Consider the following 14959-nt stretch of genomic DNA (forward strand, 5'->3'; position numbering starts at 1 on the left):
GGCTTTTTTGGAAAGGAGTAATAGAATATGAATTATGACGTAATTATCGTAGGGGCAGGTCCCGGCGGAATCTTCTCAGCATACGAACTAATGCAGAGGAACAGCCAGCTGAAAATCGCTGTCTTTGAGGCCGGAGTCCCGCTAAAGGACAGGCATTGCCCCATCGACGGCAAGAAAGTAAAATCCTGCATCAAATGTAAAACCTGTGCCATTATGAACGGCTTTGGCGGCGCAGGTGCATTTTCAGACGGAAAATACAATATCACTAATGATTTTGGTGGAACCCTTTTTGAATACATCGGCAAGGAGCAGGCCCTTGAGCTGATGCGCTATGTGGATGATATCAATACCAGCCACGGCGGGGAGAATACACGAATGTACTCCACAGCGGGGACCCAGTTTAAGAAGGTTTGTCTCCAGAACAAGCTGAAGCTATTGGATGCCTCTGTCCGCCATCTGGGAACAGACATTAACTATATCGTGCTGGAGCAATTATACAACGAACTGAAGGACAAAGTAGAGTTTCATTTCCATACTACAATAGACAGCCTGGAATGTTTAGACGACGGTTACCGCGTCCACTACAACGGGCAATCTGCCGACTGTAAAAAATGTATTGTGTCAGTAGGCAGAAGTGGAAGCAAGTGGATGGAGACGATCTGCAAAGACCTTGATATTCCTACCAAGTCCAATCGTGTGGATATCGGCGTCCGTGTAGAGCTTCCGGCGGTTATCTTCTCCCATCTGACCGATGAACTCTATGAGAGTAAGATTGTGTACCGCACCGAGAAGTTCGAGGACAATGTCCGGACCTTCTGCATGAATCCCTACGGCATCGTGGTAAATGAGAATACCAACGGTATTGTCACCGTAAACGGCCACAGCTATGAGGGTACAGAGCATCAGACCGAGAACACTAATTTCGCCCTTTTGGTAGCAAAGCATTTCTCCGAGCCCTTTAAGGACAGCAACGGCTACGGAGAGAGCATTGCCAGACTCTCCAACATGCTTGGGGGCGGCGTTATTGTCCAGCGGTTCGGCGACCTGGTGAGGGGAAGGCGAAGCACCGCGGGAAGAATCCGCGAGGGGTTAGTGACACCTACCCTTGCTGCAACGCCTGGGGATTTAAGCTTAGTGCTTCCCAAAAGAATTTTAGATGGTATCATGGAGATGATTTATGCCTTGGATAAAATTGCGCCTGGTACTGCCAACGATGATACTCTGCTCTATGGCGTGGAGGTTAAATTCTACAACATGGAGGTAGAGCTTGATGAGAATCTGGAAAGCAAATACCGCGGGCTCTACATTATAGGCGATGGAAGCGGGGTTACCCATTCCCTCTCTCATGCTTCGGCTAGCGGAGTTTATGTAGCTCGCCACATTGCTGAAAATATGTAATTCCAGAGTATCGGAGTACCCTTGGCTGCCGCATCTTAAGTATCAGTATGCGGCAGTCTTTTCATATCATTTTCTATTTTAAAAACAGCAGCCTTTCTTCTGGAAGCTTAAGATAATCCGGCATCCCTCTTTCTTTAAGCTCCGTCCACTTTTCTCTCTTAACAGACCAACAGACGGACTCCCCCGTCCCATGCTCTGGACGCAGATGATACTGCCTCTCAAAATGTAACTCCGTTATACTTTTCTCCTGCACCTTCATACAGTTTTTCTGACCTTCTCCCCACACTGGAACTAACTCGTGAGCGTGAACCCCAACATACGCCGTATCCTGTGGAATCCTCCTGTCCGTATGCAGAACAATGCCGAAATCCACCGCCTCCAGTTGATACGGACTTAGAAGCTTGGCTTTTGAAATATTCTTACATCCAGTCAGCCTTGCCGCCTCCAGCTTCACAGGATTGTCAAAAATCTCCCGACACTTTCCGAATATCGCCGTTCTTCCCTTCTCCATCACAAGCAGCTCGTCGCTGAAGCGATAGATTTCATCCCTGTCATGGGAAACCATAATCACCGTTCCCTCGTACCCTCTCAGCATCTCCAACAATTCCTGCTGTAATCTTTCGCGTAGGAATAAATCAAGAGCCCCGTATGGCTCGTCCAGCAGAAGCACCTCCGGCTCATACGCCATAATCCTGGCAAGGGCCGTCCTCTGCTGCTGTCCGCCGGAGAGCTCGTAAGGCATTCTTTTTTCAAGCCCTGTAAGGCCAAACCGTTCCACCATCTCCCTTACTTTCTTCTGCTTTTCCTCCCTCCTTCCCCTTAACCCTGCGGCAATGTTCTGCTCAACGGTCATCGTGGGAAATAAGGCATAATTCTGAAAAAGATAGCCAACCTTTCTCTGCTGGGGTCTGATATTAATTCTATTTACCGAGTCAAACAATACCCTGTCCCCAATCCGGATTCTCCCCTCCTTAGGCGTCTCAATGCCGGCAAGCATTTTCAGCGTCATGCTTTTCCCACATCCAGAAGCCCCAAGGATTCCAATTCGTCCTGAACTGCCCTCCAGCCGAAGCTCTATGGAAAAATCCTCTAATTTCTTCTTAATATCTATATATATTGCCATTTTCTACTCCTAAAAACCTACCAGCGGTTCAAATGCTTTGTCCCCCTTCCTGCCGCAAGATTCATCAGAAGCAAGACAATAAATGCAATCACCAGGACAACCGCCACCCACACTCCTGCTGCCAGGTAGTCGCCGTCCTGAATCACCATGGCAATTTTCTGGGCAATCGTTCCCGTCTTTCCTGGAATATTTCCCGCTAACATTGAAGAAGCCCCGTATTCTCCCAATGCGCGGGCAAACGTCAGTATCGTCCCTGAAGCGATTCCCGGCCAGGCCGCGGGAACCGTCACCCTCCAAAAAATCTTAGCCTCAGACATACCTAAGGTCCGCCCTGCATAAATCAGGTTCACATCCACCTGCTCGAAAGCTGCCCTGGCATTTCTATACATCAGTGGAAACGCGATCACAGACGCCGCAATGACACACCCAAGCCATGACTGCACCACCTTTACGTCAAAATTTTCATACAGAAGGCTTCCAAAAGGACGCCTTCTGCTAAATAACAGCAATAGGAAGAAGCCTGCGGCCGTAGGAGGCAGAACCAAAGGCAGCGATAGTATTCCGTCCGCCAACGCTTTCCTCCCCGACGGCAGCCTCATCACCCTTTCCGCCGCCAACAGACCGAGGAAAAAACATACAACCGTGGCCGCTACACCCGTTTTTAAGGAAACATAGAGGGGACTCCAATCCAAATTTTTTAAAATGTCAATTATCATCTATTCCACTTCCGTATCAAAATAATATGCCTCAAACACAGCCTTTGCCTTATCTGAGAGTATAAACTTCAGGAAATCATCGGCCGCGGCGTTCTGTGCCTCGTCTGCTTCTTCATTTACCACTCTTGCAGCGGGATAGAGCACATCTCCCGTCAAATCATAGCTTACGGCTTCCAGAATCGTAAGCCTGTCCTCATATCCATATGTATCTGAATAATATGTGGTTCCCACCTCACAGGAGCCCTCGATTACGGCGGTCAGCACCTTGCTTACACTGTCCTGCTCGCTGACTGGTACGCCCCCAAGGGCATATGAGATTTCCTCCGTGGTAATATCGGAAACATCTTCCACTTTATATAAAGTCCCAAGGTTCATCAGCGCCTGTCTCGTATACTGCCCCGCAGGAACGCCGCCTCCAGCCAACGCAACACTTTCGGCATCTGGTAAAGAATCAATTCCCTTCACCCGTGTACCGCTGTCCTTCCTTGTTACCACCACTAACTGGTTATTCACTACATTGGCCCGTGTTCTTTTTTGGGCAAGTCCTTCCTTCTCAAGCTCATCTATCTGCTTTGGGGCTGCTGAAAAGAAGATATCACATTCATAGCCCTCCTTAATCTGTGTGAGAAGCGTCCCTGAGCTGTCTGTATTGTATGTAATCTTTACCTCTGGGTGAGCCGTATGATATATATCCCCAAGCTCGGTCATTACCCTTTCAAGGCTTGCGGCAATAAACACCTGTATCTCCGTTTCATATGTTTTTTTCTTATTCATCGTGCTGTGTCCTGCACAGCCGGATAACGCGGACAGTAAGAGCATTACAAGAGCCGCTGTCAGAATTCTTCTTTTCAAACCTTTTCCTCCCACTATTTAGCATCACCGCAGAAAGCTACTTGGGAATGCTTCCCACCTTGCCCTATGCTCCCCCGCACTCTCCCTCAGTTCCCCTGAGAATTCCAAGTCCATGGCCCAGTGACGGCAAAATATACTCTAAACCTTCCCGAACCGCTTTTGGGCTTCCTGCAAGGTTGACGATTAATGTTTTCTTTCGTATCCCCGATACCGCGCGGCTTAACATTGCCCTATCCGTGATTGTAAGTGAATGTATACGAATTGCGTCCGCAATACCCATTGCCATCCGGTCACAGACCGCCTCCGTAGCCTCCGGCGTTACGTCCCGCTGGGAAAATCCCGTCCCCCCTGTGGTGAAGATTACACTGACCTGCCGCCTGTCTGCCAGACGAATCAGTTCTTTTTTAAGCCTGTCCTCTCCGTCCGGAAGAAGAAGGGCCTCCACCACCTCATATCCTGCCCCCTTTAGCATCTCGCAGGCCGCCGGCGTGCTCAAATCCTTTCGTTCTCCTGCATAGCACTTATCGCTTAACGTAATAACGGCTGCAGTAAAAGGCTTCTTCACATCAAAAGGAAGCCTTGTGATTTCATCCCCTGGATGAATCTCCCCGCCTTTTACCACCCTGGCAAATACACCCTCCCTTGGCATGATACAGTCTCCCATGGCTTGATGTATGGCACAATGGCTGTGACATTCCTTGCCAAGCTGGGTCAGTTCTACTAAAGCCTCCCCAAGCTGCAAACAGGTTCCCACCGGAATGTCCGAAAGGTCAAAGCCTTCTACCACCAAATTCTCTCCAAATGCACCGTAATCCACCCTGGCGCCTCTTGCCTTAAATTCTTCAATCTTCTCCAACGCCAGAAGGCTTACCTGGCGGTGCCAGGCTCCTGCATGGGCGTCTCCTTCGATTCCCCAACCCGCCCGAAGGACGGCGACTGGAGCCTCTGTTTTCTGTGTTCCTTTTTTCTTACTTGTACATATGGCCACGATTCTTCCCATATGCCCCTCAACCTCCCTATCTACATTTCTTTACCGTTACTCCTCTCACCTGTCAGCCGCCGATTTCAACCATCCTTCTGCACTCCGTCACTCCTTCCTCCGTCTCAAAACAGTGCATCTTAGGCTTACGGATAACAGCCTCCCAAATGGCGCCTTTAATCTCCTGATAGGCGCCCTCCCTAACCACACGTCTCAAATCTACACAATCTCCATAGCACAGACATGGCTTTAACTCCCCTTTGGCCGTAAGACGGATTCGATTACAGGAAGCGCAGAACTTTCTGTGGACAGCACAGATAAAACCAACACACCCTTCAAATCCTGGAATCCGGTAGTAAACAGCAGGCCCGTTTCCATGTATCCTGTCATCTTTCTCCATTTGGGGATATTTCTTCCGTAGCATAGAAAGTATTTCGTTTCCATCGACTCCTTTTTGTTTCTCTCCAAAACCGATTGGCATTAGCTCAATAAACCTCACATCCACAGGTATCTCCCTGGCAAATCCGGTAAGAGCCTCCCATTCAGAATCATTCACCCCTCTTTGCAGCACCGTGTTGATTTTCACCCGAAGCCCGCTTTCTACTGCCTTATAAATACCTTCCCTCACTCTCTCAAGCTCATCTAATCCTGTAATCTGCTGATATAGGTCTGCATTTAAGGTATCCAGACTGATATTCACCCCATCAAGACCATTTTCCAGAAGCTCATCTAAAAAATCTCCAAGAAGAACACCGTTGGTAGTAAGGGTTACCTGCTCAACCTTGGGAATTCTCCGAAGCCGCCCTATAAGCTTCGGGCATCCACGGCGAACCAAAGGCTCGCCGCCTGTAATCTTAAAGCGCCGGATTCCCAACTCTGCCGCCGCCTGACTGACCAGCTCTATTTCCTCGAAGGTAAGCAGCTCCCTTGCAGGCGACAAGGCAATTCCCTCTGGCATACAATACCTGCACCGCAGATTACACCGGTCCGTGACAGAGATACGCATATAGTCAATCTCCCTGCCCAAGCTGTCTCTCATAACTTCCACTCTTTCCGCCGGTCTTTTTTTCCAGACAGATATTATGTATCTCCATGCCTCTGTCCATAGCTTTGCACATATCGTATATGGTAAGAAGCGCCACCGATACTCCGGTCAGCGCCTCCATCTCCACCCCCGTCTTTCCTGCCACCCTTACGGTGCAGACCGCCTCAATCTCACATTCTTCCTTCAGCAAATGAAAATCAACGGACGCCTTGGTTATCTTAAGGACATGACACAAAGGAATCAGGTTTGCTGTCTGCTTTGCTGCCATAATTCCCGCAATCCTGGCAACTCCCAGTACATCACCCTTGGCGGCGGTTCCCTTTTCCACCGCCTCGTACACCGCCTTGCTGACTCGGATTCTGCCTCTTGCCTGCGCTGTACGGTCAGTGACCTCTTTTTGGGTCACATCCACCATAATTGCATTGCCTTCCCTGTCAAAATGACTTAACTCCATCTATCAAGCGCCTCCCTTCCCAAACCCACAGTTTGGAAACGTACATACTGGGCAGGACAGGCATAACCCGCCTTCGCCCAATACAGAAATGTCCTCTGCCTCCAAGGTTTCTCCTGCCATAATCCGCGGAAGCGCCAGATCAAAAATGGTACGTTTCGCGTACATCACACATCCTGGAAGTCCCATAATAACAATGTCCCCCGCAGAGCCGAGCTTTTGTTCTTTGCACTTATCTCCACAGACAGGCGCCTCCTCTCTTTCCAGGTACGCCAACAGAAACATAGCCCCCGGCAGCACAGGAGCGCCGTAAGTCACAATTCTTGCCCCTGTATTTCTGATGGCGAGAGGCGTGCGGTCATCTGGGTCTACACTCATACCTCCTGTACAGAGAATCAGGTCAGTCCCCTGGTCTGCCAGCCTTCGGATACAGGCTGTAATCCTTTCGTGATTGTCGTCGCTTAACTCATGTCCCACAAGCTCTACGTCGTATTCTGAGAGTTTTTCCTTGATTACAGGGGTAAAGGTATCCTGAATCCGCCCATGATAGACCTCATTTCCCGTGGTTACAATCCCCGCCTTCTTATGCAGATAGGGCTTCAGCTCAAAAATCGGGCCGCCGCAAACTGCCTTTGCCTGCTCCATCTTCTCTTTCTCAATCACAAGGGGAATAATCCTTGTCCCCGCAATCTTATCTCCCGCCTTTACAGGAAAATTCCCATGTCTGGAAGCAATCATCATCTCACCTAATGCATTGACATGGTTCAGGCGTTCTCGGTCCACCTTCAGCAGTCCATCGCAGCTTGCAATGACCTCAATCTTACCCTCTTTTACCTCTGACGGATGCATATGCTCATTTTCACAGAGAGAATAAAGGAGCAATGCCGCCTCATTTTCATGAAGCATGTTTTCCTCTTTTTCCCAGATATAAATATGATCTTTTCCCATACTCAAAAGAACAGAAATATCCTCTTCTCGAATCACATGCCCTTTGCGAAATACTGCATCCTTCGTCACACCTCTGATAATCTGGGTTACATCATGACAGAGCACCTGTCCTACCGCGTCCGTGGTCTTAATCTCTTTCATCGTATTCTCTCTTTTCATCTGTTTCGTATCTTCATCTTCTGTTTCGTATCTTCTCAATTATCCGCTGAATCTCCTCAAATCCGGCTGTTTCCTCCTTGTATTCTGTCCTGTCTCTGTCCGTCACAATCAGAAAACGCCCCATCGGATTGGAGACGGGAGCTCTTGAAATTCCTTCTCGGATTACCTCAATCTTGGGATAACTGCTTTCCTTCATCCCCTCTATGAAAATAATATCAGCCTCCGGAAACATTCTGATCAGGTCTTTCTCATTCTCTTTGAAGCCTGTCTTATGGACAAAAATACGAAAATCTGAAAAAACCGCCGTTCCATAGGCGCCGGCTTCCTTGAGCCGGTAACTGTCCGTCCCGCAAGCGTCGCAGGTAAAGTCATGGCCGTCATGCTTAATGACCGCCACTTTCATTCCTTCTTTTGACAGTTCTCCCACAAGCCTTGACAGTAATGTGGTTTTTCCTGAGTTCTTCACTCCGCAGACAGCCACAAGCCTCTGCCTTTTCTTTTCCGTTACAGCAGTATCACCCATACCCTGTCCCCCTCTGAAAGTCTGGGCGTCCCTGCGGGAAGCTCAATCAGGCAGTTACAGCCGCACATAGAGCTTAAGATTCCCGATGCATTTGAGCCATTGGGAATCCGTACCTTACCGTCCTCGTAGTATGCCCGTACATATCTGTCCACTGTGCTTTTTTTCGGAAACGTACTTTCTGATACTGCCTGGCTTCTCTTAAGCATCAGTTCCTTTTTTTGAGACATTTTCCCAAGAAGGGGGCGAACCAAGAGCTCAAGATTCACCGCAGCGCCAAAAGGATTTCCTGACAGACAGATTAGAAGCCCTCCCTGATACTGCGCGCACAGGGTCGGCATCCCTGGTTTTACGGCAACCCGCCAGAAAATCCGTTCACACCCCAGACGTTTTACTACATCATGCATAATATCTTTTTTCCCCACAGACACTCCGCCAGTAGTCACAATGATATCCGCCTGCTTTTTTGTTTCTTCAATCCATGCCGCCACGTCCTTCGCATCGTCCCCCAACCGTCCTGTGCGAACCACATTCATCCCAAGGGTTGTCAATCTTGTCACCAGTGTATACAGGTTGGAATCATAGATTTTTCCTTCTAAAAGAGTCTCGCCTGGAAGCAAAATCTCATCCCCTGTGGTAAGCACCGCCACTCTCGGCCTTCGGTACACCTTCACCTGCTTTAGACCAAGGCTTGCCAAAATCCCTGCCTCCACAGAGCCTAACGCCATGTCCTTGCTTAAAAGCTTTGTACCTGCCTTGTAGTCCTCGCCTGCATAGCAGTAATTCTCATATGCCCCAATAACTTCATAGAACTCTGCCACCGCTTCGCCGTAGTCCGTATCCTCCTGGCCGACAACACAGTCTGCCCCCTTGGGAATGGGCGCGCCTGTCATGATACGCACCGCCGTCCCACTGGTTACACATCTTCGGCTGACACAGCCTGCATTTACTTCGTCAATGACAGTCAGCCTTACGGGACATTCCTTTGACGCTTTTGCGATATCCTCGCTTCGCACCGCGTAGCCGTCCAAAGGCGAACGGGGAAAGGGCGGCTGGTCATGCCCTGCAAAAATGTCCTCGGCAAGCACCCTGCCTTCCACATCCCATAAAGGAATAGCTTCTGTCTCCTCTATCTTCTTTACCCTGTCAAGCAGCAGGCTTTGCGCCTGCTCAAGTCTCAATATCTGTCCTGCCATCTTAGCCTTGTATACTCCTCCATTGTATTAATATTCTGAAGCATTTCTTCAAAACAGCTCATTCCTGTGACGTCTGCGTATAAGATATTCAGACGCTTAAGCGCATTCCTGACCCGATAATCGCCTTCTTCAAGCTGCACCTTTAGCACATCCCCTATCTTTGTCTGATAAATAGCCGCCAGCGGATGGATACATCCCCCAGTCACAGGAACCACTCCGTCGTAAACTGCCACAGCGTCTTTCTTTCCTTGAAGCTGATTTTTTAAATAACGGAACAACTCTATTTTCAAAAAAGGCATGTCGCAGGCTGCAATCAGCATCCAATCACAAGTACACGCCCTAAGACCTGAGTACAGTCCGCCTATTGGCCCACAGTTTGGGTAAACGTCCATGACAATGGGACATTCACTGTGGTTCTCCTGTATTTCCTGCCCGTAAGACAGCCATACGCATGAAACCTCTTTTTTTAATTCCTTTCTTAGAAGCTGTGTGAAGGTTTCATTCTCATATGTAAAGCTTCCCTTGTGTCTGCCTCCCATTCTCAAGCTCTTGCCGCCAGCCAGAATCAGTCCTTCTGCATCCATGGCTACACCACCCTTCCCAAACTCCCCAATGGCTGTCATTTTATTTATCATAACATATTTTTCTAAATCTCGACATGCTTTATCTGAAAAAGTAGATTTTTCTAAATCCTCTTGACCTTAGCCCTCATTCTATCTATGATTGTAATATATCAAGATTCGGAAAAGAGGTATTCCTATGCATATAGCAGATTTACATATTCATTCCCGCTACTCACGGGCAACCAGCAAGGACTGTACTCCGGAAGTCCTGGATTTGTGGGCAAGACGAAAAGGCATCAGCATTGTGGGAAGCGGAGATTTCACCCATCCAGCATGGCGCCATGAGCTTGAGGAAAAGCTTGCGCCCACAGGAAACGGACTCTACGTGTTAAAAGACGAGTACCGACTCAAAGACCCTTTCCTTGGAGATACCATACAGCCTCATTTCGTCATTACCGGAGAAATCAGCTCCATTTATAAAAAATATGATAAGGTGCGGAAGGTGCACAGCCTGATTCTGCTGCCTGGTCTTGAGGATGCCGAGAACATTTCCCACAAACTGGAAGCCATCGGCAATATCCACTCCGACGGACGGCCTATCCTGGGCTTAGACTGTCACGACCTGCTGGAGATTCTTCTGGAAATGTGCCCTGAAGCAGTATATGTGCCCGCCCATATCTGGACGCCTCACTTTTCTCTGTTCGGCGCTTTTTCAGGCTTTGATTCTGTGGAGGAGTGTTACGGGGATTTGTCCTCACATATCCATGCAATGGAGACAGGGCTTTCCTCTGACCCGCCTATGAACTGGCGGGTTTCTGCCCTTGACCACTACCAGCTTATCTCGAATTCAGACGCTCATTCCCCTGCTAAGCTTGGGCGGGAAGCCAACCTTCTGGATATCCCTTTGTCCTACGAGGGGTTAAGGGACGCGATTCAGACCGGAAAAGGGCTTAAGGGAACCATTGAATTTTTTCCGGAGGAGGGCAAATATCATTATGACGGACACCGGAAATGCGGCATCTGCCTCGCCCCTGGGGATGCGGAAAAATATGGAGGCGTCTGCCCTGTATGCGGACGGAAGCTGACCATCGGGGTATCCCACCGTATTGAGCAGATGGCTGACAGAGCTGAAGGCTATGTAAATGACCATGCCGCCCGCTTTGAAAGCCTGGTTCCCCTGCCTGAAATCATCGGCGCCTCCGCAGGTTACTCTTCTGCAAGCGTCAAGGTACAAAGAGAGTATCAGAATATGCTTAAGAAACTGGGGCCAGAGTTCTCTATACTGAGGGAGATTCCCCTTGAGGAAATCCGCAGCGTGTCTGGTATCCTAATCTCAGAAGGCATCGGAAGGCTAAGAGAAGGACAGGTGACCAGAATTCCTGGCTTCGATGGACAATACGGCACCATCCGCCTCTTTACCCAGGAAGAAATAGACCGTCTGGACGGACAGTTGAGTCTGTTTGACGGGCAAACGAACCTTATTCCTGAAGGCGAGACAAGCACTCAGTCCTTAGGACAAGCTCTAAAGCCGGATATCCTGCCGAAAAAGGCGGCATGTGAAAAGGCTTTAGAATCACTTCAAGCTTCTCTAACAACTGAACGCCCGCAGAAAACTGTAAATGAGAGCCAACGACAGGCCATAGAGGCCATTGACCGTATTACTCTGGTAACGGCAGGTCCTGGAACCGGCAAGACCCACACTCTCGTCTCCCACATTCTGCATCTTCTGGAGACAAGGAGGATCAAGCCCTCCTGCATCACGGCAGTTACCTTTACCAATCAAGCTGCTTTAGAAATGCGGGAGCGTATCCGAAAACAACTTGGAAAAAGTACTGCCCCAAGGAAGCTTACCATTGGAACTTTCCACTCTATTGCCTGGAAGCTTCTTGAAGAAAACGGTAACGAAGCATTCCTTGCAGGAGAAACAGAAACAAGGGATTTGGCAAGACAGCTTATAAAAGATTTCGGTCTGGATATGAGTGTCTCCCGATTTCTGAATGTCGTATCAAATTACAAAACAAAACCTTACCGGCCCTTAGGCGCAGAAAATGAGGCAGCAACACCTCACCTTGCAGACGCATTGGAGGCATATCAGAATTTTCTTAAGGAATGGAACTTACTGGATTTTGACGACATACTAATAGAAGCCCTAAGCATTGCCCGAAACAACCCTCGCTTTTCCTATCTTCTGGTGGACGAGTTTCAGGATATAAGCCCTCTTGAGTATGAACTTGTCAAGGCATGGAATGAAGGCGGAAAAGAGCTATTTGTCATTGGAGATTCCGACCAGTCTATCTATGGCTTCCGCGGCTCTGACGCAGGCTGTTTTAAACGCCTGACAGAAGATTTCCCCAATGTCCGCCAGATTGTCCTTGAAGAAAACTATCGCTCAACGCCTCAGATTCTAACCTTTGCGTCAGAAATTATTTCAGAAAATCCAGGGGGTATCAGAAGCTTACATCCAAACCGACCGGACGGTAAACCAGTCAGGCTTGTAACGGCGGACAGCGCTGCGTCTGAAGCTATTTTCATAGCCAAAGAGGTCAACCGTCTGGCAGGAGGAATCGGAATGCTGGAGGCCCAGGAAGTCTTTCCCGAAAATGAAGGCCGTATCCAGAGCTTTGACGACATTGCAATCCTGTACCGAACCCACCGCCAGGCGGAGCTTTTGGAGAGCTGTCTTAGAAAAGAGGGCATCCCCTATCTTGTCCAAGGAAGGGACGATTACCTGACTGAACCTGCTGTCAGAGGAACCATAAGCTTCTTTCAAAGCCTGCTGCATCAGGGAAACCGTCTGGCAGGGCAGACAGCCTTAAAACTTCTATGGAACCTTGAGGAAGGGGAGTTGACGAATAGCATCTTTGATAATATGGCAGAGAAATATATGCCGTCGCTGAAAAAGAAAAAACCTATAAAGATCCTGGAGGAGTGGGTATCGGATTTGCATCTGGAAAAGGACAAAGCCCTACAAAAGCTGTGCCAGACAGCTATCTACTATCCGACAATGGCAGATTTTCTGGAGGCATTGGAGTTTGGGGTGGAAAGCGATTTGAAACGCTGCGGAAATAAACAATACAAATCCGGCGCTGTCACACTTATGACTCTCCACGGCTCAAAGGGTCGGGAGTTTCCGGCGGTTCTCATCTTCGGAGCCAGGAAAGGACTGATTCCATTTGAAAATGGACAGCATACAACGGACATAGAGGAAGAACGCCGTCTGTTCTATGTAGGCGTTACCAGGGCGAAGGAAACTCTGATTCTCACCACCTCAAAAGAAGAATCATCATTTTTGAAGGATTTGCCGAAAGAGCTGGTTCAAAAGGAAAAGGCCAGACAATATAAAAATGAAGGGAACGGTAAACAGATGAATCTGTTTGATTTTATGAAATAAAAAAGTCATTACTGACCACAGTGAAAAGCTGAAAAAAATTTTATAATGTCAATCGTGCAAAGTCTATTTCCCCTGACTTTGCACGATTATATTTACAGGCTATTCCTCCGCCTTCAGAAGCCTTATAAGCCTGCTGGTTCCAAGTCTATCGGCGCCAAGCCGCACAAATTCCTCTGCGTCTGCAAAGGACGAGATCCCTCCTGCCGCTTTCACCTTAACCCCTTTCCCTACATGCCGCTTCATCAGCTCTACATCCGCAAATGTAGCCCCTGCCGCAGAAAAACCGGTAGACGTTTTGATATAATCCGCCCCCGCCCTGGTGACAATCTCACACATCTTAATCTTTTCCTCCTCTGTCAGAAGACAGGTCTCGATAATCACCTTTAAGATTCTATCTCCACACGCCTCCTTGACGGCACGAATCTCATCTTCCACCTCTTTATACCGCCGGTCTTTTAAAAAACCGACATTCACCACCATATCAATCTCCGACGCGCCCTTTTCAATGGCATCCCTCGCCTCAAATACTTTCACCTCTGTGGTACTGTAACCATTAGGAAAACCAATCACAGTACAGACTGGCAATTTCTGCCCTGCATACTGGGCCGCCTGCTTCACATACGCGGCAGGAATACATGCGGACGCCGCCCCATATTTCATGGCGTCCTCCAGAATCTCCCTAATCTCCTCCCAGGTTGCCGTCTGAGAAAGAAGGGTATGGTCAACATATTTCATTATTTCCTGATTCATTCTCTACCCTTTCAAAGCCTTAGCTCAAACTTCTACATGCTCACAATCACTTCTGTTACAAGCTTTTTAAAATCAGCCGATACACGGTCCGCCGTCTCCTTAACCTCCTTATGGTCTAATTTCACGTCCGAGACGCCTGCAGCCAGATTAGTAATACAGGAAATTCCGCACACCTCAAGTCCCATATGCCGTGCCGCCATGGCCTCACATGCGGTACTCATTCCTACCGCGTCGCCGCCCCAGCCTCTGCACATTCTGATTTCCGCAGGCGTCTCATAATTGGGCCCCGTAAACTGCACGTACACACCTTCCCGTATCCCAATCCCACATTTTTTTGCGGCATGCCGGATAACCTTGCAAAGACGTCTGCTGTATACTTCGCTCATATCGGGAAAGCGCTGCCCCAGTTCATCAATATTCGGTCCAATCAAAGGACTGGGAACTCCTGTGGTAATGTGGTCTGTTATCATCATAAAATCCCCTGGTTTGAAATTCTCATTCACACCGCCTGCCGCATTGGTAAGCATCAGCTTCTTTGCCCCAAGCATCCCCATCAGACGGATGGGGAGAACCACGTCTGACATGGCGTATCCTTCATAATAATGAACCCTTCCCTGCATGATTACCACTGGCGTCTCTTTCACAAAACCAAACACAAAACGTCCCTTATGCCCTGAGACGGTGGATACCGGAAATCCCTGGATATCCGTATAGTCAACGACTGCTTCTATCGTAATCCCGTCTGCATAATCCCCAAGCCCAGAGCCTAAAATTACCCCTACCTCTGGTTTGAAATCCGTTTTTTTACGTACACTCTCTACACAAGCCAGTAACTTTTGATACATACCTTACCTCCTGATTCTTTTGC

At 48.7% G+C, this 14959-nt stretch carries 14 protein-coding genes; 2 read left to right on the top strand and 12 right to left on the bottom strand.

Going from position 1 to position 14959, the window contains the following annotated elements:
- Positions 1-27 precede the first annotated feature (27 nt).
- The gene (locus tag GN277_RS21825; protein ID WP_159753666.1) at positions 28-1398 is read left to right on the top strand and encodes an NAD(P)/FAD-dependent oxidoreductase; all 1371 of its coding nucleotides are present in this window, start codon (positions 28-30) and stop codon (positions 1396-1398) included.
- Between the two features lie 73 nt (positions 1399-1471).
- On the opposite strand, the gene GN277_RS21830 is transcribed toward GN277_RS21825, so the two are convergent.
- The 10 genes from GN277_RS21830 to mobA form a co-directional block, all read right to left on the bottom strand.
- Positions 1472-2521 (bottom strand): sulfate/molybdate ABC transporter ATP-binding protein, encoded by a 1050-nt coding sequence (locus GN277_RS21830; RefSeq protein WP_159753669.1) that lies wholly within the window; start codon positions 2519-2521, stop codon positions 1472-1474.
- Positions 2522-2538: 17 nt separating this feature from the next.
- Positions 2539-3237 (bottom strand): molybdate ABC transporter permease subunit, encoded by a 699-nt coding sequence (modB, locus tag GN277_RS29550; protein ID WP_204162775.1) that lies wholly within the window; start codon positions 3235-3237, stop codon positions 2539-2541.
- Complete coding sequence (gene modA, locus GN277_RS29555) at positions 3238-4089, bottom strand: molybdate ABC transporter substrate-binding protein (RefSeq protein WP_244324834.1); 852 nt, start codon at positions 4087-4089, stop codon at positions 3238-3240.
- Between the two features lie 64 nt (positions 4090-4153).
- Positions 4154-5089: an MOSC domain-containing protein gene (locus tag GN277_RS21840; RefSeq protein ID WP_159753672.1), complete on the bottom strand. Its 936-nt coding sequence runs from the start codon at positions 5087-5089 to the stop codon at positions 4154-4156.
- Positions 5090-5141: 52 nt separating this feature from the next.
- Positions 5142-6107 carry a GTP 3',8-cyclase MoaA gene (gene moaA, locus GN277_RS21845; RefSeq protein WP_159753675.1) on the bottom strand — a complete coding sequence of 322 codons (966 nt, stop codon included), beginning with the start codon at positions 6105-6107 and terminating at the stop codon, positions 5142-5144.
- Positions 6079-6567 carry a cyclic pyranopterin monophosphate synthase MoaC gene (gene moaC / locus GN277_RS21850; protein ID WP_159753678.1) on the bottom strand — a complete coding sequence of 163 codons (489 nt, stop codon included), beginning with the start codon at positions 6565-6567 and terminating at the stop codon, positions 6079-6081. The genes moaA and moaC overlap by 29 nt, the downstream gene beginning before the upstream one ends.
- Before the next feature lie 3 nt (positions 6568-6570).
- Positions 6571-7653 carry a molybdopterin-binding protein gene (locus tag GN277_RS21855; protein ID WP_159757045.1) on the bottom strand — a complete coding sequence of 361 codons (1083 nt, stop codon included), beginning with the start codon at positions 7651-7653 and terminating at the stop codon, positions 6571-6573.
- A 31-nt stretch (positions 7654-7684) separates the two neighbouring features.
- Positions 7685-8194 carry a molybdopterin-guanine dinucleotide biosynthesis protein B gene (gene mobB / locus GN277_RS21860; RefSeq protein WP_159753681.1) on the bottom strand — a complete coding sequence of 170 codons (510 nt, stop codon included), beginning with the start codon at positions 8192-8194 and terminating at the stop codon, positions 7685-7687.
- On the bottom strand, positions 8176-9387 hold the full coding sequence (locus tag GN277_RS21865) for a molybdopterin molybdotransferase MoeA (protein WP_159753684.1): 1212 nt from the start codon (positions 9385-9387) through the stop codon (positions 8176-8178). The genes mobB and GN277_RS21865 overlap by 19 nt, the downstream gene beginning before the upstream one ends.
- Positions 9369-10022, bottom strand: coding sequence for a molybdenum cofactor guanylyltransferase (mobA, locus tag GN277_RS21870; RefSeq protein ID WP_159753687.1), 654 nt, complete (start codon positions 10020-10022; stop codon positions 9369-9371). Before mobA ends, GN277_RS21865 begins: the two co-directional genes overlap by 19 nt.
- 124 nt (positions 10023-10146) lie before the next feature.
- On the opposite strand from mobA, the gene GN277_RS21875 reads away from it, so the two are divergent.
- Complete coding sequence (locus GN277_RS21875) at positions 10147-13341, top strand: UvrD-helicase domain-containing protein (RefSeq protein ID WP_159753690.1); 3195 nt, start codon at positions 10147-10149, stop codon at positions 13339-13341.
- Positions 13342-13440: 99 nt separating this feature from the next.
- Here the strand turns inward: GN277_RS21875 and deoC are convergent, their stop codons facing one another.
- Together deoC and GN277_RS21885 are read right to left on the bottom strand one after the other, a co-directional pair.
- Positions 13441-14091 (bottom strand): deoxyribose-phosphate aldolase, encoded by a 651-nt coding sequence (gene deoC, locus GN277_RS21880; RefSeq protein ID WP_159753693.1) that lies wholly within the window; start codon positions 14089-14091, stop codon positions 13441-13443.
- A 32-nt stretch (positions 14092-14123) separates the two neighbouring features.
- On the bottom strand, positions 14124-14936 hold the full coding sequence (locus GN277_RS21885; protein WP_159753696.1) for a purine-nucleoside phosphorylase: 813 nt from the start codon (positions 14934-14936) through the stop codon (positions 14124-14126).
- Positions 14937-14959: the final 23 nt, after the last annotated feature.

It is taken from the genome of Sporofaciens musculi (genome assembly GCF_009830285.1).
GTDB lineage: Bacteria > Bacillota > Clostridia > Lachnospirales > Lachnospiraceae > Sporofaciens > Sporofaciens musculi.